At 43.4% G+C, this 22,107-nt stretch carries 22 protein-coding genes; 17 read left to right on the top strand and 5 right to left on the bottom strand.

Features of this window, described 5'->3' with window-relative positions; translation table 11 throughout:
- Positions 1–135 precede the first annotated feature (135 nt).
- Complete coding sequence (gene alaP, locus RUW00_RS20495; protein ID WP_095272693.1) at positions 136–1,539, top strand: alanine permease AlaP; 1,404 nt, start codon at positions 136–138, stop codon at positions 1,537–1,539.
- A 177-nt stretch (positions 1,540–1,716) separates the two neighbouring features.
- On the opposite strand, the gene RUW00_RS20490 is transcribed toward alaP, so the two are convergent.
- Complete coding sequence (locus RUW00_RS20490; RefSeq protein ID WP_032863655.1) at positions 1,717–2,232, bottom strand: gamma carbonic anhydrase; 516 nt, start codon at positions 2,230–2,232, stop codon at positions 1,717–1,719.
- A 46-nt stretch (positions 2,233–2,278) separates the two neighbouring features.
- Here RUW00_RS20490 and RUW00_RS20485 point away from each other — a divergent pair, with 46 nt between their 5' ends.
- The 3 genes from RUW00_RS20485 (at position 2,279) to RUW00_RS20475 (ending at position 5,078) form a co-directional block, all read left to right on the top strand.
- The gene (locus RUW00_RS20485; protein WP_003152261.1) at positions 2,279–3,058 is read left to right on the top strand and encodes an alpha/beta hydrolase; all 780 of its coding nucleotides are present in this window, start codon (positions 2,279–2,281) and stop codon (positions 3,056–3,058) included.
- Between the two features lie 20 nt (positions 3,059–3,078).
- Complete coding sequence (locus tag RUW00_RS20480; protein WP_032863656.1) at positions 3,079–4,158, top strand: tetraprenyl-beta-curcumene synthase family protein; 1,080 nt, start codon at positions 3,079–3,081, stop codon at positions 4,156–4,158.
- Positions 4,159–4,268: 110 nt separating this feature from the next.
- On the top strand, positions 4,269–5,078 hold the full coding sequence (locus RUW00_RS20475; protein WP_014418692.1) for a glycerophosphodiester phosphodiesterase family protein: 810 nt from the start codon (positions 4,269–4,271) through the stop codon (positions 5,076–5,078).
- Between the two features lie 17 nt (positions 5,079–5,095).
- Here RUW00_RS20475 and RUW00_RS20470 read toward each other — a convergent pair whose 3' ends face one another.
- The 4 genes from RUW00_RS20470 to RUW00_RS20455 form a co-directional block, all read right to left on the bottom strand.
- Positions 5,096–5,290 carry a hypothetical protein gene (locus tag RUW00_RS20470; protein WP_003152265.1) on the bottom strand — a complete coding sequence of 65 codons (195 nt, stop codon included), beginning with the start codon at positions 5,288–5,290 and terminating at the stop codon, positions 5,096–5,098.
- 114 nt (positions 5,291–5,404) lie between these two features.
- Positions 5,405–5,986: a tRNA 5-(aminomethyl)-2-thiouridylate-methyltransferase MnmM gene (mnmM, locus tag RUW00_RS20465; protein ID WP_025853375.1), complete on the bottom strand. Its 582-nt coding sequence runs from the start codon at positions 5,984–5,986 to the stop codon at positions 5,405–5,407.
- A complete protein-coding gene (mnmL, locus tag RUW00_RS20460) occupies positions 5,983–6,951 on the bottom strand; it encodes a tRNA modification radical SAM protein MnmL/YtqA (protein ID WP_007408822.1) in 969 nt (322 codons plus the stop codon). Before mnmL ends, mnmM begins: the two co-directional genes overlap by 4 nt.
- Before the next feature lie 86 nt (positions 6,952–7,037).
- Positions 7,038–8,705 carry an MFS transporter gene (locus RUW00_RS20455; RefSeq protein ID WP_280145408.1) on the bottom strand — a complete coding sequence of 556 codons (1,668 nt, stop codon included), beginning with the start codon at positions 8,703–8,705 and terminating at the stop codon, positions 7,038–7,040.
- 441 nt (positions 8,706–9,146) lie between these two features.
- Here RUW00_RS20455 and RUW00_RS20450 point away from each other — a divergent pair, with 441 nt between their 5' ends.
- The 13 genes from RUW00_RS20450 (at position 9,147) to RUW00_RS20385 (ending at position 22,051) form a co-directional block, all read left to right on the top strand.
- Complete coding sequence (locus RUW00_RS20450) at positions 9,147–10,259, top strand: ArsR/SmtB family transcription factor (RefSeq protein ID WP_280145407.1); 1,113 nt, start codon at positions 9,147–9,149, stop codon at positions 10,257–10,259.
- A gap of 347 nt (positions 10,260–10,606) precedes the next feature.
- Positions 10,607–10,879: a YtzC family protein gene (locus RUW00_RS20445; protein WP_003152272.1), complete on the top strand. Its 273-nt coding sequence runs from the start codon at positions 10,607–10,609 to the stop codon at positions 10,877–10,879.
- Between the two features lie 347 nt (positions 10,880–11,226).
- Positions 11,227–11,619, top strand: a complete 393-nt coding sequence (gene ytrA / locus RUW00_RS20435) for a GntR family transcriptional regulator YtrA (RefSeq protein ID WP_003152275.1) — start codon at positions 11,227–11,229, stop codon at positions 11,617–11,619.
- On the top strand, positions 11,612–12,490 hold the full coding sequence (locus RUW00_RS20430) for an ABC transporter ATP-binding protein (protein WP_280145406.1): 879 nt from the start codon (positions 11,612–11,614) through the stop codon (positions 12,488–12,490). The genes ytrA and RUW00_RS20430 overlap by 8 nt, the downstream gene beginning before the upstream one ends.
- A complete protein-coding gene (locus tag RUW00_RS20425) occupies positions 12,484–13,470 on the top strand; it encodes an ABC transporter permease subunit (RefSeq protein ID WP_280145405.1) in 987 nt (328 codons plus the stop codon). The genes RUW00_RS20430 and RUW00_RS20425 overlap by 7 nt, the downstream gene beginning before the upstream one ends.
- Before the next feature lie 15 nt (positions 13,471–13,485).
- A complete protein-coding gene (locus RUW00_RS20420; RefSeq protein ID WP_100261965.1) occupies positions 13,486–14,472 on the top strand; it encodes an ABC transporter permease in 987 nt (328 codons plus the stop codon).
- 36 nt (positions 14,473–14,508) lie between these two features.
- Entirely contained in the window at positions 14,509–15,489 is a 981-nt protein-coding gene (locus RUW00_RS20415; RefSeq protein WP_280145404.1) for an ABC transporter permease, read from the top strand.
- A gap of 15 nt (positions 15,490–15,504) precedes the next feature.
- Entirely contained in the window at positions 15,505–16,200 is a 696-nt protein-coding gene (locus RUW00_RS20410; RefSeq protein WP_007408816.1) for an ABC transporter ATP-binding protein, read from the top strand.
- Complete coding sequence (locus RUW00_RS20405; RefSeq protein ID WP_280145403.1) at positions 16,190–17,500, top strand: ABC transporter permease; 1,311 nt, start codon at positions 16,190–16,192, stop codon at positions 17,498–17,500. The genes RUW00_RS20410 and RUW00_RS20405 overlap by 11 nt, the downstream gene beginning before the upstream one ends.
- A gap of 63 nt (positions 17,501–17,563) precedes the next feature.
- The gene (locus tag RUW00_RS20400) at positions 17,564–18,259 is read left to right on the top strand and encodes a response regulator transcription factor (protein WP_315956761.1); all 696 of its coding nucleotides are present in this window, start codon (positions 17,564–17,566) and stop codon (positions 18,257–18,259) included.
- Entirely contained in the window at positions 18,252–19,256 is a 1,005-nt protein-coding gene (locus tag RUW00_RS20395) for a sensor histidine kinase (RefSeq protein ID WP_280145402.1), read from the top strand. The genes RUW00_RS20400 and RUW00_RS20395 overlap by 8 nt, the downstream gene beginning before the upstream one ends.
- A 102-nt stretch (positions 19,257–19,358) precedes the next feature.
- A complete protein-coding gene (locus RUW00_RS20390) occupies positions 19,359–20,114 on the top strand; it encodes an ABC transporter ATP-binding protein (protein ID WP_280145401.1) in 756 nt (251 codons plus the stop codon).
- Positions 20,111–22,051, top strand: a complete 1,941-nt coding sequence (locus RUW00_RS20385) for an FtsX-like permease family protein (RefSeq protein ID WP_280145400.1) — start codon at positions 20,111–20,113, stop codon at positions 22,049–22,051. Before RUW00_RS20390 ends, RUW00_RS20385 begins: the two co-directional genes overlap by 4 nt.
- The last annotated feature ends 56 nt before the right edge of the window (positions 22,052–22,107 follow it).

The raw sequence follows: 22,107 nt of genomic DNA, 5'->3' as shown, positions 1-22,107 counted from the left end.
TGTTTTCGACAAAGTATTACGCAATATTCAGAAAAAGGTTATAATAGGACTAATCGGGTAGATTCCGGAAAGTGTTTTCTGGCTATTTCGTCTCGGTTTGTTGTTTCTTTGTCAAAATCAGGGGGAGGGAGAGTTATGCAAAACAAAGAAAAAACGCTTCACCGCGGCTTGGAAGAGCGGCATATCTCGCTTATGTCGTTGGGCGCCGCGATTGGAGTCGGGCTGTTTCTCGGGTCGGCTTCTGCCATAAAGCTTGCCGGGCCGGGGATTTTAGCCGCTTACGCCTGCAGCGGACTGATTATGTTTTTTATTATGCGGGCATTAGGGGAAATGGCGATTCAAAAGCCTGTAGCCGGCTCATTCAGCCGATATGCCAGAGATTATCTCGGTCCGCTTGCCGGGTTTTTAACAGGCTGGAATTATTGGTTTTTATGGGTTGTTACCTGCATGGCGGAAATCACCGCGGTCGGCATTTATATGGGCTACTGGTTCCCTGACGTGCCGTCATGGATCTGGGCGCTTTGTGCACTCGTCATTATGACGGCTGTCAACTTTCTGGCGGTCAAAGCGTACGGTGAGCTTGAATTCTGGTTTGCGCTCATTAAAGTCTTGGCGATTCTGTCAATGATCGCGATCGGTCTGGTGATGATCGTATTCGGTCTCGGAAACGGAGGCGTTGCGCTCGGAATCAGCAATTTATGGAGCCACGGCGGCTTTTTCCCGAATGGGATTAAAGGGGTGCTGCTGTCGCTTCAAATGGTCATGTTTGCCTATCTCGGGATTGAGCTGATCGGTGTCACAGCCGGTGAGGTCAAAAATCCGGAAAAATCACTGGCGCGGGCCATAGATACTGTTTTTTGGCGCATTCTCATTTTTTACGTCGGAGCTTTGTTTGTCATTATGTCAATTTATCCGTGGCAGGAAATCGGTTCAGGCGGAAGCCCGTTTGTTTTGACATTTGAAAAAATCGGAATCCCCGCTGCAGCCGGAATCATTAATTTTGTCGTATTGACGGCGGCTCTTTCTTCCTGCAACAGCGGGATCTTCAGCACGGGGCGCATGCTGTTCAATCTGGCGGAGCAAAATGAAGCGCCTAAAGCATACGGTACGGTCACAAAAGGCGGTGTGCCGGGAAAAGCGGTATTGGTTTCAGCGGGCGCGTTGTGCATCGGCGTTTTGCTGAACTACGTGGTGCCGGCGAAAGTGTTTACGTGGGTGACGAGCATTGCGACGTTCGGGGCGATTTGGACATGGTCGATTATTTTGCTTTCCCAAATGAAATACCGTAAAAGCTTACAGCCGGAACAACGGAAAAAACTGAAATATAAAATGCCTTTATACCCCTTTTCCTCATATATCTCGCTGGCATTTCTGGCTTTTGTCGTTGTGCTGATGGCTTTTGATGCAGAGACCAGGGTGGCCGTCATCATCGGTCCTGTCTGGTTCGGCATATTATTAGCCGCCTATTACGGGAAAGGTTTCCATAAAAGAAAAGACATAGAACTGGAAAACGGACAGACATTCGCCGAAAAAGCGTAAAAAAAGAGCCCGGGACATGGGCTCTTTTTTTCATAGGATCGGGCCAGCGGGGGAAGAATAAAACAAATTCCTGAACATTTTGCTTCTGTTTCCTGACAATCGGGAGAATGCAAATGGTTTTTACTTAAATAATATTTTGAAAAATGGTACAGTAGTAAAAACAAAGCTGATCTATTTTTATTTCTTTTGCAGTGTTTTATAATATCGGCCTTTTTCAACATATTCCGTTCTGATTCTTTCCATGTCCCGTATGTCTTCTTCTGTCAGCCGGCGGATAACCTTTGCGGGCCGGCCGAACGCAAGACAGCCGGGAGGAATGGTTTTGCCCGGAGGAACGAGACTTCCGGCGCCGATAAACGCGCCTTCTCCGATTTCCGCCCCGTCAAGAATGACGGAGCCCATACCGATTAAAGCATTCTTTTTGATGATTGCGCTGTGCAGTGTAACCTGATGGCCGATCGTGACGTCATCTTCAATAAGAAGCGGGCGGTTCGGACTTTGATGCAGACAGCTCAAGTCCTGTATGCTGACTCTTTTTCCGATCCTTGTCGGCGCAACATCCCCCCGGATGACGGCTGAGAACCAAATGCTTGATTGTTCTCCGATCACGACGTCGCCCGTAATGACGGCGTTATCCGCAATGAACGCTTCAGGATGTATGTCCGGCGTAAATTGTTTATAAGGGTAGATTATCATGTCTCATCCTTCTTTCTCTAAATTTATGTAAGAGGTGAACTGCATGTGGACTTGGAAAGCAGACAGGCCCGTCGGTACCATTGTCATTATCCACGGGGCGAGCGAATACCACGGGCGTTATAAATGGCTCGTTGAAATGTGGAGATCTTCCGGATATAACGTGGTGATGGGCGATTTGCCCGGTCAGGGAACGTCGACCCGCGCCAGAGGGCATATTCGCTCTTTCCAAGAATACATTGATGAAGTAGATATATGGATTGATAAAGCGAGAACGCTTGAAGCGCCCGTTTTCCTTTTGGGCCACAGCATGGGCGGACTGATTGCGATAGAATGGTTTAAGCAGCAGAGAAATCCCCGCATTACGGCACTCATTTTATCATCACCTTGTCTGGGTCTGCAAATAAAAGTCAATAAAGTCCTTGATTTTGCGTCTAAAGGACTGAACGTCCTCGCTCCGTCACTCAGAGTGGATTCCGGCTTATCACCTGATATGGCAACGAGGAATGCGGATATGATTGAAGCGGATCAAAACGATTCTTTATATGTCACGAAGGTATCCGTAAGATGGTACAGAGAGCTTTTAAAAACCATTGATGCCGCTATGGTGCCGACTGATGCGTTTTTAAAGGTGCCGCTTTTGCTTATGCAGGGCGGAGATGACAAAATCGTCGATAAAATGAAGGTCCGCAAATGGTTTTCCGGTGTGGCTTCCCATAATAAATCGTACCGGGAATGGGAAGGGCTTTATCATGAAATTTTTAATGAACCGGAAAGAGAAACTGTGTTTAAGGCGGCAAAAGCCTTTACAGATCAGTATATTTGAATTCGCTGGGGGTGCATATGTTGACAGTACCGGAACATCCTTTTAACCTTATGGCAAAAGTGTATCGGGAAATTTTTCCGCTCGTTCATCAGGAATTGAACATGTGGCGGGAAAAATCAGATTCCATTAAAAATACCGAGCTGCGGCAGCAGGCGGCCGCAAGTATCCGCGATAAATCGTTTCATTGTGAAGGCGGCGGCATTTTAGCCCTGCTTTCGGGAGAGCAGAAACAGAAATGCGTGCAATTTATCATCGCGTATCAGACAATCAGTGATTATCTGGACAATCTGTGCGACCGCAGCACCTCGCTTGATCCCGAGGACTTCCGCATGCTTCATCTCTCCATGCGTGACGCGCTGACGGTCGGTGCCGAGGTGAGGCCGTACTATCAGTACAGAGAGGAGCGGGATGACGGCGGTTATCTTCATGAGCTGGTCAGAACATGCCAGCGGGTGCTCGGGTCAATAGAACATTACGGTATCATTAAACCTTATTTGCTTGAGCTGTGTGATTATTATTGCGATCTTCAGGTTCATAAGCATGTCGTTGAGCATGAACGCGTTCCGAGGCTTAAAGGCTGGTTTGAGCAGTACCGGTCACAGCTTCCGGAAATGGAGTGGTTTGAATTCTCGGCCTGCGCCGGATCGACGTTAGGCATTTTCTGTCTCGTTGCTTACTCATTCCAGCCTGATTTTAACGAACATACCGCTGAGAAAATCCGCAGCAGTTACTTTCCGTACATACAAGGGCTGCATATACTGCTCGATTATTTAATTGACCAGGAAGAGGATCTGCTTGAAGGCGATCTGAATTTCTGTACGTATTATCAGTCTCATGAAGAAATGATGCAGAGACTGCAGCATTTTATTGAAAAAGCGGATGAACATTTGAAAGGCATTCCGCATGAAAATTTTCACCGGCTGATCAACAGGGGGCTGCTCGGCGTCTATTTATCCGATGACAAAGTCGCCGGCCAAAAAGAAATGGGCCGCCTCGCGCGAAAGCTGATCAGGGCAAGCGGAAAAACGTCATTTTTCTTTTATATCAACGGAAGAGCCTACCGCAAATTTCAGAAGATGGCTTGGACGAAAAGTTCATAATGGGTGAACTGCGCCTCTCGTGTAAATCATGACGGCGCAGTTTTTTATTTATGACGTGAAGTATGAAATGAAACATTGTTTGCGCCTGCAGAATATGATACTTTAATTTTATGAAAAAATTAAAGTATTTAGCGGTCATAGCATTACTTTCCATTTCCGGAGGCTGCTCCGTCATCCATGCTTCCGCCGGCTATCATCCTGTCTTGATAGCGCACAGGGGCTCTTCTTCGATTGAGCCGGAACATACAGCTTTGTCTTATGCGCGTGCCATTAAAGACAAAGCAGATTATATTGAGATAGACTTACGGGAGACAAAGGACGGCCATCTGATTGCAATTCACGATAAAACGGTAGATCGGACAACAGATGGTAAAGGGATGACAGATGATCTGTCTTTGGCTCAGATTAAGAAACTGAATGCGGGAAAAGGAGAAAAGATTTTAACATTAGAAGAAATCATACAGAAATTCGGACAAACTGCCAATTACTATATTGAGACAAGAGAAAGCAACGGCAGCCTGGTGATGGAAAAGAAACTGATTGACATATTACAAAAACATAAGCTGATTTCCAGCCATAAAGCAGTCATTGAGTCTTTTAGCGGGAAGAGCTTAAAGAAAGTTCGATCTATGAATAAAAAAGTTCCTCTTGTCCGATTATTAAAAGATAACGAGGCTGAGGAGATAAATGATAAGCAGCTGCAAACCATCAGAACGTATGCTGATACAGTCGGGCTCAACGCCAAATTGGCAAATGAAGCAGTCGTGAAGCGCATTCATCACAATAAGATGAAAGTGCACGTGTTTTTTGATAAGGAAGACGAGCATACGCTGACGCCTATTATGCTGAAACAAAAAGCAGATGGTGTCTTTACAAACAATCCCGCTTATACACGCAGCGTGCTGCAAAACAGTAAATAAAAAGAGACATGCGCATTTTACGCTGTCTCTTTTTTTAACGGTTTCTTTTTTGCCGCAAGGTGCATTGCGAATTTGCCGATCAGCCCGATGACAAAAAATGCAGCAAACCACCAGTAATAGGTTTTCGCGAACTCAAATCCTAAATGTCTTGATAAAATGATGACGAACATCACATAGGGAACACTTGAAAATATGATGCGAAGAATATTCAAACTGCCGCTCCTCCCAGATGTTACACTTGCTTTTTTTCCATTATTTCATAGTAATTGATTTTTCTTGAAAAGTAAACACAAAAAGAGTCGACCCGCTTATGACAGGCCGATTCTTTATTTGCCGGCAGATTTCTTTTCAATCGCTATAATAAACGGCGGGTCGTTTTGCTGGTTGAGAAAGCCGTAGCTCAGCACGCGCGCTTTTTCCTGATCAAGATTGCTGCAGTACTCCAGTAATGCACTTTTTTCCGTCTTGCCTTCAGGATGCCCGTGGTACACAACGAGAACGATCAGCCCGTTCTCCTTCAGCAGTTCAAGGAGCTGTTCGATCGCGGAAATGGTTGAGTGACCGTTTGTCGTAATGCTTTTATCGCCGCCGGGCAGATAGCCGAGATTAAAGACGGCGCAAGCCACACGACCGTGCGCATCTTCAGGCAGCGATGCCTTTATTTGATCATGGCTCTTATGGTGAAGCGTGACGCGCGGGCCGAAGTCGGCACCGAGCCGCTCCTTCGTTTTAGCGAGTGCGTCCGCTTGAATATCAAAAGCATGAACATGTCCTGTCTCACCGACAAGGCCGGCCAGAAAATATGTATCATGTCCGTTGCCCATCGTCGCGTCAACCGTGATATCACCTTCCTGTGCGGCGGACTTCAGCAATTCTTTACTGAAAGGGAGGATGTGCATCAAGGTCATAGGGCGGTCTCCTCCCCGATCTTTCTGAAGAGCTTTCCTTGATAGCTTCCCCGTGTTTCCAGCTCTTTTTGAATGGCGCCCAGTACTTCCCACTTATTGACGCTCCACATCGGTCCGACCATTAATTCGATCGGCCCGTCTCCCGTAATGCGGTGAACAATCATTTCCGGGGGAATGATTTCGAGCTGATCACATACAAGACTTACATATTCTTCTTGAGAAAGGAACTCCAGCTTTCCTTTTTCATATTGCTTCACCATCGGTGTGCCTTTTAATAAGTGAAGCAGGTGAATTTTAATGCCTTGCACATCCAAATCAGCGACGGCTTTGGCCGTCTCCATCATCATGTCCCTGTTTTCAAGCGGAAGCCCGTTAATGATATGGGAACAAACGCGTATGCCGTGTTTTCTCAGTTTATTGACACCCTCAACATAGCAGTCAAAATCATGGGCGCGGTTGATCAGAAGGGCGGTTCGCTCATGTACGGTCTGCAGCCCGAGTTCAACCCATAAATAGGTCCGCTCATTCAGTTCGGCCAAATATTCCACGACATCGTCCGGCAGGCAGTCCGGACGGGTCGCGATCGACATGCCGACAACGCCGTCAAGCTTGAGGACGGATTCGAATTTTTCACGCAGCTCCTCTACCGGGGCATGCGTATTCGTGAACGCTTGGAAATATGCGATATATTTGCCGTCTTTCCACTTTTCGTGCATGCGGTTTTTAATATCGTGAAATTGCGTGAGTAAGTCATCGGCCCGATTGCCGGCAAAATCGCCGGAGCCCGCCGCGCTGCAGAATGTGCAGCCTCCGTGTGCAACCGTGCCGTCCCGATTCGGGCAGTCAAAACCGCCGTCAAGCGCGACTTTAAACACTTTATGCCCGAAATGCTCCCGCAGATGATAATTTAATGTATGGTACCGTTTTTCCGTATTTGAATAAGGAAAAGGGTTATTCTCGTTCAATGTTCAAAAAGCCTCCCTCACATCAGATGCATCCTAAAATTGTAGCATGAATGATGGAGCGGAACAATGAAACAATTATGGAACGGTCAAGACGTAATATCTACCTGGTTTTTCTGTTGTTGTTTTAAACGTTTTGGAGAAATATCACTGAACAATGCAAAAATAATTCCTAAAATAAGAATTACACTGCCTACTTTGAATGTATTATTAAAACTGTCACTTATTTTTTCATTATATAAATTTGAAATTTTTTTCTGGATAGCGATAACTTCCTTCTTTTGAATATTGAAGCTTTTTTGTACTTTTTCTTTATACGGATCCGGGGTTATAGAGAGAATTTCTTCCTCTTTTTTGTTTAATTCAGCAATACTTTTGCTTCGATCGAAACCTTTACTGTCTGAATGCTTTAAGTGAGTTATTATCTCGTTCTTTGCATTTTTATCAAAAACCTGGTTGTTTTCAACGATTTTTATGGCTTCTTTTTTTGCAGAAGCTGCGTGATCATTTATGTTCATTGTAAGCACAGATGTAAGTATGGCAATGCCTAGCGCTTGTCCAACTGTCCGCATCATATTAAGAATACCTGAGGCAATTCCTACTTTCTCAGGAGGAATAAGCCGTATCCCTGAACTCATTGCTGGTCCTATTACAAGCCCTAAAGCTAAGCCGGTCAAACATAACAGAATAATTACTGACGTTATAGAACTGTCGTATCGTATGTATCCATATAAATATGTTGTGATTGTTAAACCGAGCATACCTAGACCCGAAAGCCAAATGCCCCCGAGTTTATCAGATAGCTTTCCAGAAAGTACAGAGGTAAACATAGATGATAGAGCTAATGTAGAAACAATTAACCCCGCTTCTAATTCAGTTTTTCCCATTAAATTCGTGAGGAGTAAAGTAATAATAAGGGTACCGCTTGTTAATCCAAGGCCCTGCATAAAGAGGGTGAAAGAACTGAAACTAAACGTACGTATCTTCAGCATGGATAAGGGAATCATCGGGTTTTTAATTTTAGATTCAATAAAGAAAAACAAACAGAATAATAATACAGAGATTACAAAAAGAGAGATAATTACTGGTGATGACCAGCCTAAGTCAGATACTTTTGCAAAGCCAAAGGTTAAACAGAAGAGAGCTCCGGATAAAATAAGAATCCCCATGTAATCAATTTTTTTGCTCACTGTTTCATCATAACTCTCAGTAATAAAAAATGCTGCTAAAAACAGAGAAATCAGACCTAAAGGAATATTTATGAAGAAGATAGCTTGCCAATTAAAATTTTCAGTTAATAATCCTCCAAGTACAGGTCCTAAAGTAGCTGCTAATCCTGAGAAAGCACCCCAGATTCCAATGATCATTCCTTTTTTATTTTGAGGAACGATGGCCAAAGCAATAGGCATTGTAACAGGTACAATAAAAGCAGCAGATAGTCCCTGAATCACTCTAATTGCGATAAGCATTTCAATTGAAGTGCTCAAACAGGCAATAACTGATGTCAAAATAAAAAGTGCTAATCCAAATATAAAAGCTTTTTTTCTCCCAAAATGGTCTGCCAGTTTTGAGGCACCTACTAATAATACTGCAAAAGCTAAAGTATAACCTGTAGCCACCCAAGCTACTTGAGAAAGGTTACTCGAAAAATAATCCAGCATCTTAGGTAAGGCAATATTTACTATAGTGGTGTCCATTACCGAAATGAATGTACCTAATAATAATGCAGATAACATAATTAATTTTTTGAAATTCAAAACTACAACCTCCATTAGATATTAATCTAAATTTGAATTCGATATTTATCTAAAAACATGATAAGTGTAATCTTAAGAGGTGTCAATATTATTCATAAATTGTTTTTTTCATCCACTTATCTCGAAATCATATTTTTATAATTCAACAATTTTGTAACTTGAAATAACTCAATAAGAGCTAAAATTGACCTGTAAACTAGCTGAGATAATTAAGGATTTCTGAAGAGTGTGACATGAGGAGAACACTTAGCATGAGGTGAGGCAAGTCTAATAAATCTAGGACTGCTCATGATAATGCTAAGTCAGGTATGTGCTTAAAGGAAAATTCTTTAAAATTAGAAATGAATATTCTTTGAAAGTTCCCTTTTGATTGATAATATTAAAAATGTAAAATGTCTGGCATGAAGATAGTACAACGTTTTCCTTGTGGAAAAAGACTTTATGGGGTGTGAAAAAGTGCGGTTAATAATTAATGACAGTGTTTCAGAATTCTTTGACAAGATATCCTCTATTCTATTCTTAAAACACGAGGAATTCTTCAACGATTATACAACCAAATTGGGGTTGAATTTAGATAATGAATATTTTGTATTACTAGATGATCTTAAAAGAATAAAAGAGTTAGATAGTGAGTTTTTACATTTTTATTTTGGCAGCTTTTGCGACTACAAAGATGTTAGGAATGCAAATATTTTTTGTTTAGCCACAACCTTTTTTAAAATACCACAAATTTATACGAAAGATTTTTTTGAAATTATTAATTATTTGTCTGCAGTTACAGAAGAAGAGATAAGAAAAAATATTTTAGAGTCTCTAATTTATTTACAAGGAGATCTTAAAACCGAAACATCTACCCAACAGTATTTAAATGATAGGGAAAGTTTATTTGAGCTGCTTAATAATCTAAATATAAAGCCCGAATTCAAGTGGATCATATTTCAGGTAATGAAATCTCCTAAAACTTATGTAGATCAATTTTGCAATAAATTAATGTTGGTGAATGGTTATCTTAACGATGCGATTTATAATTTAATTAAATTTAGAGATGAGTGGATGAATCAATTAAAAAACATAAATATGGATTTTCCAAAAAAGATAATCAGTACGTTAAAAGGTAAGGAATACTTATCTTGTAATTATATTAATATATATCCAACACTTTTACCTTACACTGCAACTATTACGAAAAGTGAAGATAACATTTATGTTGGACTGGGTTATAAAGTTGATAAAATTTTTGAAAATACATTAGAGAAAGCAGAGATTAATCACATCATTGATTTTTTGAAGCTTTTATCGGATAAAAGTAAGTTCAAGATATTAATCTTACTTAGTCATAAAAAAATGTATGCTAATGAGATTGCTGAACAACTAAATTTAACCAACGCAACGATTTCACACCATATGAGAATTTTGACATTGCAAGGTTTAGTTGAGAGTACGAGAAATCAAAATAAAACATACTATTATCTTAATTCTTCAAAATTCGATTCTCTTTTGAACGGTTTGTTGAAAAAATTTAAAGCTGTTCCAGGCTTAGATGGGGATGATTAAAAAAGGTTGTGGTTTTATAACCTATGAATTGGATACCCAAAAAAATCTGATGAATCCTGGGTGTTTTACACAAAAAAGATAATTTGATGGTGAACAATTTAAAGCGTACCGAAGATCTTGTGAGTGATGTGGAAAAATTTTAATGTTTTTAATAAAAGAAGAATTAAGTTATCGTTCTAAAATGAAGGATTTTTATAAAGAGTTCATTCTGTCTTGATTAAATTATACATTTAATCGTATTTTATACCGTTTCTGTCTTGTGTATGAATTACCTGATATTTCTTGTGAGAATTTATTTGGAATAAGAAATACTATTGATATGACATTATCAATAGGAGGACTGTTTAATGGCAACAAGACAATCAGTAGATGAACATCTCCAAAGAAGCGAACAGGCGTATGAATTTGCGAATGAACAATTTATGACCGCTTCGAAACAAGAGCATTATAATGATAATGAGTACAGTGAAGCGCAAATGATGCTTGAAAACGCGGTGAATGAATTAAACAAGCTGTCATTATCTGCGAATGATCAGCAAAGAGAGCAGCTTTACCGAATGAGATTGCAGCTGCAGACCTTGCAAAACAATATGATTTTGCAGCGTAATTTTGATTACTGACCGCGCCGTTTCAAATGGTTCAGCAAACCTGCCGGAATCCCGGCGGGTTTTTTTGTATTTCTTTTAAAAAAGAATTGACAATAGGCCTGAGTGTGTTTATTGTATTACGTGTACTACTTGATGTAATACACATAAAACACTCAAAAAATGAAATCGACATATAAATGTTAAGCATAGGGAAGGGGAACTTTCATGAAAAACAAAAGATCCGTAAAACAAGATGTGCCTCTTATTATCGCCGCCTCGGTTTTGGCCAGCAGTCTGTTTGCCGTTCTTGTCGTCATCGGATTTCAATGGCAGAACATTTAAAGAAAGAGAGCAGCTCGTAAAAGAAAGAAGGGAAGTAAATGATTCAAATCGATCCGAGAAGCTCAACTCCGATTTATGAGCAGATCATACAGCAACTGAAAGAGCTTTGTTTAAAAGGGATCATGAAGCCGGGGGATAAACTTCCTTCTGTCAGGGAATTGGCAACGATCATTATCGCCAATCCGAACACAGTCAGCAAAGCGTACAAGGAGCTCGAACGCGATGGTGTCATTGAAACGCTGAGGGGAAGAGGAACGTATATATCGGAGAATGCAAAAACGACATTGGTTGAAGGGAAGATGACGATGATAAAAGAGCAATTGAAACAGCTCATCATCGATGCCCATTACGCGGGAGTTGAGCTGGAGAAGCTGCAGGAATGGATAAAGGAAATCAGCGCTGATGTGAAAGGAGGCAAGGACCATGATTGAATTGCGGAATCTCTCAAAAACGATAGACGGTAAAGAAGTGCTCAAGGATATTTCGCTCACCATCGGAAAAGGGGAAATTTTCGGGCTGCTCGGGCGAAACGGATCAGGGAAAACAACGCTGCTCCGGCTCATTCAGCAGATTCTGCTGCCGGATCAAGGGACGGTTTTATTTAATCAGGTGGAAATAAAGCGGCATCCAAAAGTAAAACAGAACATCATTTATATGCCTGTTGAAAATCCTTTTTATGACAAGTATACATATAAACAGCTTGTTGCGATTGTAAGCAGAATCTATCCGAATTTTGATGTGACTTACGCCAATGAGCTGATGAACAGGTACGGCATTCCGGAAACGAAGAAATACCGTGAATTATCGACAGGCCTGAAAAAACAGCTTGCGCTCGTCCTTGCCTTTGCTTCACGTCCGGCTCTTATCCTTTTGGATGAACCGACGGACGGAATTGACGCCGTAACGCGTCATGACGTGCTTCAGCTTATGGTGGATGAAGTGGCTGAACGGGAAACGAGCATTCTGATTACCTCACACCGTTTAGAAGATATTGAGCGAATGTGCAACCGGATCGGGTTTTTGGAAGGAAATCAGCTGACGAATGTGATGGACTTGGATGATATGCAGGAAGAGTACATGAAAATCCAAATGGCATTTGAAGAGGACGTCGCCTTGAAGATCAGAGAACAAAACATACCGATTCTCGACCATGCCGGTGTGTTTTATACGGTGCTGATTCAAAAGAACGATGAAAAGAAAAAGAACTTTCTGCAAGAGCTGCAGCCGAAAGTATGGAACGAACTTCCTGTGAACTTAGAAGAAGTCTTCATCGCGAAGTTTGGAGGGAACCGGAGATGGTAGACAGGGGATTGTTGTACAGGGAATGGATGCAGAATCGAACCATTCTCGTGATGGTCGGCCTTTTTTTAGCGGCGGTCAATCCATTTGAAGTGTTAAATACCTATCTGGTCTATCAGGGCTGTCTGGATACCCACGGAGCATATTGTAAGTTTTATGTGAATTCTTTGGAGAGCGGAATGCTGAACTTGAACTGGGCGCCCGCTGTCATTTTGGCGGTTTGCTTATTCGGACTGGAGCGTACGAAAGGAACGATTGATGCGCTGTTCAGTCTGCCTTATTCCCGCGCTCAGGTGTTTCACACTAAATTTTGGCTCGGGGCGGCGCTCATTACCGGCGCTCAGGTGATCGGCTACGGGCTGGCTGAGCTGCTCATTCTTCTGTTAAAGCCTGAGCGCGTATATTTCTTTCACCATTACAGCGTCGGAGAGATTATTGTGAGTGTTTTGGCTTTTACATTGGTTGCGAGCGCGGGCTGCTTAACGGGGAATACGTTCGCCCAGCTGTTAACGGCGTTTACCGTGTCGATATCACCATACTTGATCATTACGTTGCCATTGTCCAATGTAGAAGTCATCTTCGGAGCCGGCATGTATGAGCTGATGCCGTCAGTCGATGCTTATATCAAAGTATACAATTTTTTTCAATATCTGAATCCAATAACGTACGGTGATACCGATTGGGTATCTGCCAGCAAGTATATATTAATTATCCCGGCAGTGATGAGCATTGTATTTTATGCCATCGGGTACTTTTGCTATGTCAGACAGCCGGTGGAACGGAACGGCCGTTTTTTTCTCTGGAGACAGCTTGACCGGCCCATTCAGATTGTGGTGATCATAATCGCCGTTCTCGGTTTTGGCCTGGCAGGGTACTCGACGGGACATACGATGACAGGGTATGTGGCCGGGATGCTGGTCGGAGGAGCGATCGGATTTTTGGTCAGTTATTTTGTGATTTATAAAAAAACGAAGCATGTGTAAGAGAGGAGGGCCGGAATGATACCGCGGGGATTGTTGTACACAGAATGGAAGAAAAATCAGTGGTTGTTTTTATGCAGCGGCATTCTTTTAATGGCGGCAAACCCTTTTATGGTTTATAACAACTACTCAACATATCAAGAATGTTTGAATAACCCAGCTCTTCAAGATTGTGAATTCGTTGTCAATTATACGAATGGGTCGCTTCTTTCCTTCAGCTGGATTGTGAGTGTCATCATTGCTGTCTTCTTATTAGGCTTGGAACGGACAAAGGGAACGATGGATGCTTTGTTAAGCATGCCTTACAGCAGAGGCCAAATCTTTCAGACGAAATTCTGGCTCGGCGGGGCAGTCATTGTTGCTCCTCAGGCGATAGGCTATGGAGCGGCGTCATTGCTGATATCTTTGCTGAAACCGAGCCATACGTACGATTTTGATCATTTTTCAATCGGAATGATTGTCATCAGTTTTATGGCTTACGCCTTGTTAATGGCATCCGGCGCATTAACGGGACAGATATTCGCCCAGTTGTTAACGGCGTTTACCGTAACGGTTCTGCCCTTTTTACTCATCGGTCTGCCGGCCGCGAATTTGGAGGTTGTTTTCGATTTTAGTGTGGGAGATCAATTTTCTTTTATCAGCAGTTATATCGAATCCCGTCTTTTTATATTCGTAACCCCTATTGGATATGTGTTGAACGACTGGATCAGAGAAAGAGATTTGGTTTTAATCATTCCGATTGTGATGAGCCTAGTCTTTTATCTGATCGGTTACGTCAGCTTTCTGAAACATCCGAATGAGCGGAACGGCAGATTCTTTCTTTGGAGAAAATTGGACCGGCCGGTGCAGATCTTGGTGATTGCCTTTGCCGTTATGGGTTTCGGCGTTTTCGGATATGGGGTCACAGACACGATGTTCGGCTATTTAGCCGGCATTATCTTCGGCGCGATTATCGGGTTTTTCATCAGTTATTTTACGGTTTACAGGAAGTCAAAGCATATGTAGATCTGTTTGAAAATGAGCAGTTTGGAGGAAGGCAAGGTGCCGATTAGCGGTTTGCTTTATAAAGAATGGAAGCAGCGGCAGACGCTGCTGCTTCTTACAGCGGGGTTCTTAGCTATTTTAGGCCCTTTGGCAATTATAAATGAGTATTTTCACTATAAGGATTGTTTGAGTGCGCTTCATGAATATTCAGGTTCAGTTTGTACGTTCAGCATTGATTACAGCAATCGGAATTTGATTGGGCTGCATTTCATTCCTCCGGTTATGATAGGGCTTTTTCTGATAAGAGCAGGCCGGGCTGAAAGGATGTTTACACTGAGTCTTCCGTATTCGAGAAGCCGGATATTTCATACGAAGTTTTTCTTGGGAGCAGCCGTGTTAGCCGGCTCGCAGTTTGTTTCTTACGGAGTATCTGACATATTGTTTCTAGCGCTTAAACCTGACGCTGTCCATCATTTTCAATCATTCAGCGCAGGGATGCTGGTCATCAGCTTGATGATTTATGCATTAGTGACAGCTGCCGGCACGATAACGGGCAATTTAGCGGCGCAGCTGATCACGGCGTTCACGGTTTCCGTCTTTCCGATCGTGGTTATGACGATTTACCTGTTAAACGCTGAGTTCCTTTTTGGCAGGCAGGCTGAGCCGGATATTGATTTCCCTTGGAGCGGATTTCTGATCTATTTCATGCCTGCCGCTTACATCCATACCTCATGGATGTATTACATGAAACACGCATTGTTAATCTCCGCAATTATGGGATTTTGTTTCTATCTATTCGGCTATGCGAATTTCCTGAAAATGCCGAGTGAACGAAGCGGACATTTTATCCTAAGCAAACACATTGAACGCACCATTCAAGTGCTCGTCATGGTGCTCAGTATGCTGGGAAGTGCGGGGGTATGCGGATATGCTTATAACGGTTCGTATACCGGTTACATATTCGGCATGCTTATCGGCGCGGTGATCGGGTTTTTCATCAGTTATTACTTCATCTATAAAAAAACGAAACAGATATAAGGGGGAGTGGTGTACGTGATAGAAGTACAGCATATTGATCATTCATTTAAAATCGGCAGGAAAGGCAGAGAGAGTGAGGTTCCGGTATTGAAGGATGTCTCTTTGACCGTTGAAAAAGGGGAAATCGCCTGTATCGTCGGGCGGAGCGGTTCCGGAAAATCAACGCTTCTGAATTTAATTTCCGGATACATAGCGCCGACGAAGGGCCGTATCGTCATTAATGGCACTGATGTGACGGGCTTCAGTGAAAAAGAGTGGGCGCAGTTCCGCCTCGGGCATTTCGGTTTTATTTTTCAAAGTTTTCAGCTCATTCCGAGTCTGACAACCTATGAAAATGTTGAAATGCCGCTTGCCTTAAAAGGCGTCAAACCGTCTGAACGCAAGCAAAAAGTCGCGGACATGCTGAAACGGGTCGGACTTGAGAATCATGCGAATCATTATCCGAATGAGCTGTCAGGCGGCCAGCAGCAGCGTGTCAGTATCGCAAGAGCCCTGATTTTAAATCCGTCGATTATTTTAGCTGATGAGCCGACGGGAAGCCTCGATTCAGAAACGGAGCTTGAGGTGCTTGCGTTAATTCAGCAGCTGAACCGGGAGCGCGGGATTACATTTGTCATCATTACGCATGACGATGAAGTCGCTTCAATCGCGCATTCAAAATTCCAGCTGCATGACGGTGTATTAAAAGGGGGCGTTACTGTTGAGATTTAAGGATCAGATTCACTTTATCAGAAGAAATATGAAGAAAAACCGGCTGCGTGTTTTCATGACGGTGCTGGCAACGACAATGGCGTGCGCGTTTTTGGTCGTGCTGTCGTCCGTCGGATTCGGCATCCAAAAAACGATTACAGACATTACGATGAGCCAGCAGATTGTTACGGAAATCAATGTGCTCGGCCAAGAGAACGGAAAAGCTGTGAAGAAATCAGACTTGGAAAAGTATAAAAATGTCAAGTCTATCGTTGAAAGAACACAAGTGTATGAACCGAATAAAGCGTCGTTAGGAAACCGAACAAATGAAGATTCAGCCATTGTGCTGACAAACATGAACGATGAAGTCAAAGCCAATATGGAGCTTGATCAGGGAAGGGTCGCCCGTACAGAGAATGAAATCGTGGTCGGCTATGATTTTGCGAAGAACCTATTGACGAAAAAAGAGGCTGACGCTTACGACAAAGAGTTAAAGGATCACCAAGGCGACATGTCGGAGGTGAAAAAACCAAAAGGCTATACGAAAGACCTGCTTAATAAAACGATACAGCTGAGCATCTCCAAAACAAACAAAGACGGAGACGTTGAGAAAACGAAAACGTACGACTTCAAAGTAGTCGGAATTACAAAAAAACCGTCCCAAGATTGGATAGAGGATACAAATATTTTTGTGAGTGATCAATTCAAGAAGGACTTCTCAACATTCTTGGATCTGAAGAATGGAAATGTGGAAAAAAACATCAATGTGTATGCGGACAAATTCGATCATGTCGATCAGCTTACCCATGACCTCACGGATGACGGCTTCTATGTCAGGTCTGTCACAACCGAGCTGAAGGGCGTCAATACCTTTTTCCTCGTCTTTAAAATCGGCCTGATCTTTGTCGGCTTTATCGCCGTCGTGATTTCTGCCATCGGTATTTTCAATACGATGACGATGGCGGTTACGGAACGAACGCAGGAAATCGGGATTATGAAAGCGATCGGCGCAAGCCCGTCCATCATCCGCAGAATGTTCCTGATGGAAAGCGCCTATATCGGGATATTAGGTTCTGTCATCGGGATTATCATTTCTTACGGAGTGAGTTTTGCCGTCAATCTGGCTGTGCCGGTTATCTTGAAAGCGGTAGGGGGAAACACCGGAGCTGAAGATCTTCATTATACCTTCTCCTATATCCCGCTCAGCCTCGTTGTGATCGCAGTTGTCATTTGTGCGGGGGTCGCGGTGATTTCCGGTATGAATCCGGCCCGCAAAGCGACAAAAACCAATGTTCTGACTGCATTAAGAAGAGAACTGTAAAGGAAAAAAGCCGGCTGGACATCAGCCGGTTTTTCCTCTATCTATCAGAAAAGGGCGGATACCATGTTTCACATTTTGTTAATAGAAGATGATAACACTTTGTTTCACGAGATGAAAGAGAGATTAACGGGCTGGTCATTTGCGGTGCACGGAATAAAAGATTTCAGCCGGGTCATCCGGGAGTTTTCCGAAATTAAGCCTGATTTGGTGATCATTGATGTACAGCTGCCGAAATTTGACGGCTTTCATTGGTGCAGAATGATACGCTCCCAATCAAACGTGCCGATTCTCTTTTTGTCCTCGCGCGATCATCCCGCGGATATGGTCATGTCGATGCAGCTCGGGGCAGATGATTTTATTCAGAAGCCTTTTCACTTTGATGTGTTAATCGCGAAAATACAGGCGGTGTTCCGCCGTATGCATCAATACGGCACAGAACCGGCCCTGATGAAAAGATGGTGCGGGGCGGTCATTGACACAGAAACCAACACGGTCAGCCGTAAAAACGGTTCGTTCGAGCTGACCAAAAACGAAATGCTGATCTTAAAACTGCTGGCTGAGCAGAAAAATAAAATCGTCAGCCGGGAAGAACTCATCAGAAGCCTATGGAATGATGAGCGTTTCGTCAGTGATAATACGCTGACGGTGAATGTCAACCGGCTGCGGAAAAAACTCGATCAATTAGGCATCGGGAAAATGATTGAAACCAAGGTGGGGCAGGGATACATCGCAAAGGAAGAAGACGGTCTTTATGATTAAATCATTTCTGCTCGAAAGAAAAAGCTGGATCGCGATGTTTCTTTTGCAGCAGGCTGTGCTCCTTTTTGCGGCATATATTGATCCGTCTATTCCGTTTTTTTCGGTGCTGTATTTCGTTTACCTGTCGCTTCTTGTGTTTCTTGTATTTCTCTTGTTCCGCTATCGTAAAGAGACCGCCTATTATAAAAGCTTAAGAGAGTGGGACGCCAATTTAGACATGTCTTATCTTAAAGCGCCTGAAAGTCCGTTTGAGTCTATCGTTGAAGAAAGCATTGAAGGGCAGACGGAGCAGTTAAGAAAAAGCTCCCTTCATCTTCAGGCGGCGTCAGAGCATGAAAAGGACGATCTGATGTCATGGATTCATGAGGTCAAAACACCGCTGACAGCGATGCATCTCATGATCGAGCGCCTTGATGAACAGCAGCTGAAAGCCCCTTTGCTGTATGAATGGCTGCGGATTCACCATCTCCTGGACCAGCAGCTTCATCAGAAACGATTGTCCTTTATTGAAAATGATTTATCATTCCAGCGAATTCAGCTCAGACCGCTCGTTTTCAAAGAAATTAAAAATCTGCAATCATGGTGTATACAAAAAGGGATCGGGTTTGACATTCAGCTTGATTCACCAGACGTTCACAGTGACGGAAAATGGCTTTCCTTCATCATCAGGCAGCTGTTAAGCAATGCCGTCAAATACAGTGAAGCGGATGACATTACCGTAAAAAGCTATGAACAAAACGGCCGGGTGCATGTGGATATCGAAGACCGCGGCATCGGCATCGAGCCCAAAGATCTTCCGCGCATTTTTGAAAAGGGATTTACCTCGACGCGAATGAGGCGTGATCACGCGTCAACGGGGATGGGCCTGTATTTGGCTCAAAAAGCCGCGGCTCCGCTTCTTATCCGGATCAGCGTGCGCTCTGAGCCGGAAAGCGGCACGGTTTTTACCTTGGTGTTTCCGAAACAGAACGATGCCGTCAGCATGTTCAGCGTGTGACAAAAGTGTCACATGCTTTTCTCTTTTGTTCGCTTAATCAAACGAAAAAAACGGTTTCTGTTTTTAAAATAAAGATAACCAATGTAAAAGGAGAATCATAACGTGATGATTTTAGAAGCAGGCAATATACAAAAAAGCTACGGAAACAAGCTGAATAAACAAGAGGTGCTGAAAGGAATTGATCTTCAGATTCACAAAGGGGAATTCGTCAGCATTATGGGCCCGTCGGGATCAGGGAAAACGACCCTTTTGAATGTGCTTTCCTCCATTGATAAAGTGAGCACGGGCACCATTAAACTGAATGAGACGGAGATTACATCCATGAAAGAAAAACAGCTTGCCGAATTCAGAAAACGGCATCTCGGCTTTATTTTTCAGGATTATAATTTATTGGACACCCTGACCGTGAAAGAAAACATACTCCTGCCATTATCCATTACGAAAATGTCTAAGAAAGAGGCGGACCTGCGATTTGCCGAGACGGCAGAGGAGCTTGGGATCTATGATTTGAGACATAAGTATCCGAGTGAAATTTCCGGCGGGCAAAAACAGAGAACGTCTGCCGCAAGAGCTGTTATTCACGAACCGGGCATTATTTTTGCTGATGAGCCGACCGGAGCGCTCGATTCAAAGGCTGCCATGGATTTACTGAATAAACTCAGCCGCCTGAATCAAAAACGCCGCGCCACCATTGTGATGGTGACGCATGATCCGGTTGCCGCCAGTTATTCCGGACGTGTGGTTTTCATTAAAGACGGCCGTGTGTATACACAGCTGAATAAAGGCGGTCAGGACAGACCGGACTTTTTTCAGGATATTATGAAAACGCAAAGTGTATTGGGCGGGGTTCAGGCATGAGTATTCATCATTTGATCTTCCAGAACCTGAAAAAGAATATGAAAAACTATTACCTTTACGTTTTTGCGCTGGTGTTCAGCGCCGCCCTTTATTTCGCGTTTGTCACGATGCAATACGATCCGGCGCTTGATGAAATGAAAAGCTCCATAAAAGGAGCGGCGGCAATCCGGGCCGCCTCTGTACTGCTTGTGGCGATCGTGTCGGTATTTCTTTTATACGCCAACACCATTTTTATTAAACGGCGCGGCCGGGAAATCGGCTTATTCCGATTAATCGGCATGACGAAAATGCACATTTTCCGCATACTCAGCACAGAAAATTTCATTTTGTATTTCGGATCGATTTGGATCGGTATTTTTGCCGGCTTTTCTCTCTCGAAATTATGTATGATGATGCTGTTTCATACAGTCGGTGTGAAAGCCTCTGTCTCACTGTTTTTTTCAAGCAAGGCGCTCGTTCAGACGTTAATTGTGTTCGGGGCAATTTACCTGCTGATTATGATGATGAATTACTTATTTATTAAACGGCAAAGCATTTTGTCTTTATTTAAAACCGCGTCATCGTCAGAAAGCGGCATAAGGCGGCTCTCTTGGGTGCAGATGGCGATCGGCGTTGTCGGTATTGCGGCCATTATCGCCGGCTATGCCGTGTCCGCAGATTTATTCGGAGGCAGTTTTACGAGCATGAATGAACTGTTTTCGGCAATGGTGTTTATTCTCGGCTCGGTCATTATCGGAACCTATCTGTTTTATAAAGGTTCGGTCAGCTTTCTGGCAAATCTCATCCGGAAATCAAAAGGCGGGTATCTGAATGTCAGTGAAGTGCTGTCTTTGTCATCCATCATGTTCCGGATGAAGTCAAACGCCGTCCTGCTGACGATTATTACGACTCTTTCGGCGCTGGCAATCGGTTTGCTGTCTTTAAGCTATATCTCGTACTATTCCGCGGAAAAATCGGCTGAGCAAAATACAGCCGCGGACTTTGCGTTTGATAACCAAAAGGAGACTGACTCATTTACCGCTTTATTGAAGAAAAACGGAATTGAACACAAAATGAAAACAATCAAGACCATTCAAGCCGGTGTCAATATGAAGAACATCATAAACGGCGATATGAAAAGCTTTCAACAAGACCCGTCCAGCTTGGCGCTGCCGATTATAAGCGAGAAAGACGCAGAAGGGACGGAGCTTTCTGACGGAGAAGCCGTGTTTACCGGATATAATGATATGATGAAAAGATTTCTCGACCTGAAAACGTCAGGTTCCATTGATATAAACGGCAAAACGGATAAAATACCGCTGGCGTATAAGGGCTTGAAGAACGACTTCCTCCTGTCATATACATTTACAAGCGGAGGGCTGCCGACCGTTATCGTCACGCAGCAGGTATTTGATCGGATCGAGAAAGATATCGACCCGTCCATCCAGGGAAAATCAAATCGGTTTTTCGGCATTACACTCAAACGTGAAGAGGACATCCAAAAAGCTGATGGTCTGTTTCAGGCGCAGCACTATTCTGACGGCGCGCTTTCACAATTTGAAACGGCTGACACCCAAAAGAAAAATATGGGGCTGATCATGTTTATTGTCGGCTTTTTGGGATTAACCTTTCTGATCACCTCAGGCTGTATCCTTTATTTTAAACAAATGGGCGAGTGTGAGGATGAGAAGGCTGATTACACAATATTGCGGAAGCTCGGCTTCACAACGGGGGATCTGCTGAAAGGCATCCGCCGGAAGCAGGCGTATCATTTCGGGATTCCGCTCGTTCTCGGGCTGTTCCACAGCTATTTTGCCGTTCAGTCAGGATGGTTTTTATTCGGAACGGAAGTGTGGACGCCGATGATCATCGTCATGGCGCTGTATACGCTGCTGTACTCCATCTTCGGCATGCTGTCGGTGCTTTATTATAAAAAGGTCATTCAATCCGCCTTGTAAAACAAGTTGAGGAGCCTCCGCATAAGCGGAGGCTTTTTTTGTATGAATAGAAGAAA

This window comes from Bacillus sp. IS1, from assembly GCF_032461585.1.
Lineage (GTDB): Bacteria > Bacillota > Bacilli > Bacillales > Bacillaceae > Bacillus > Bacillus velezensis.
Note: the sequence above shows the minus strand (reverse complement) of the source record. Positions and strands in the feature narration are given on the sequence as shown.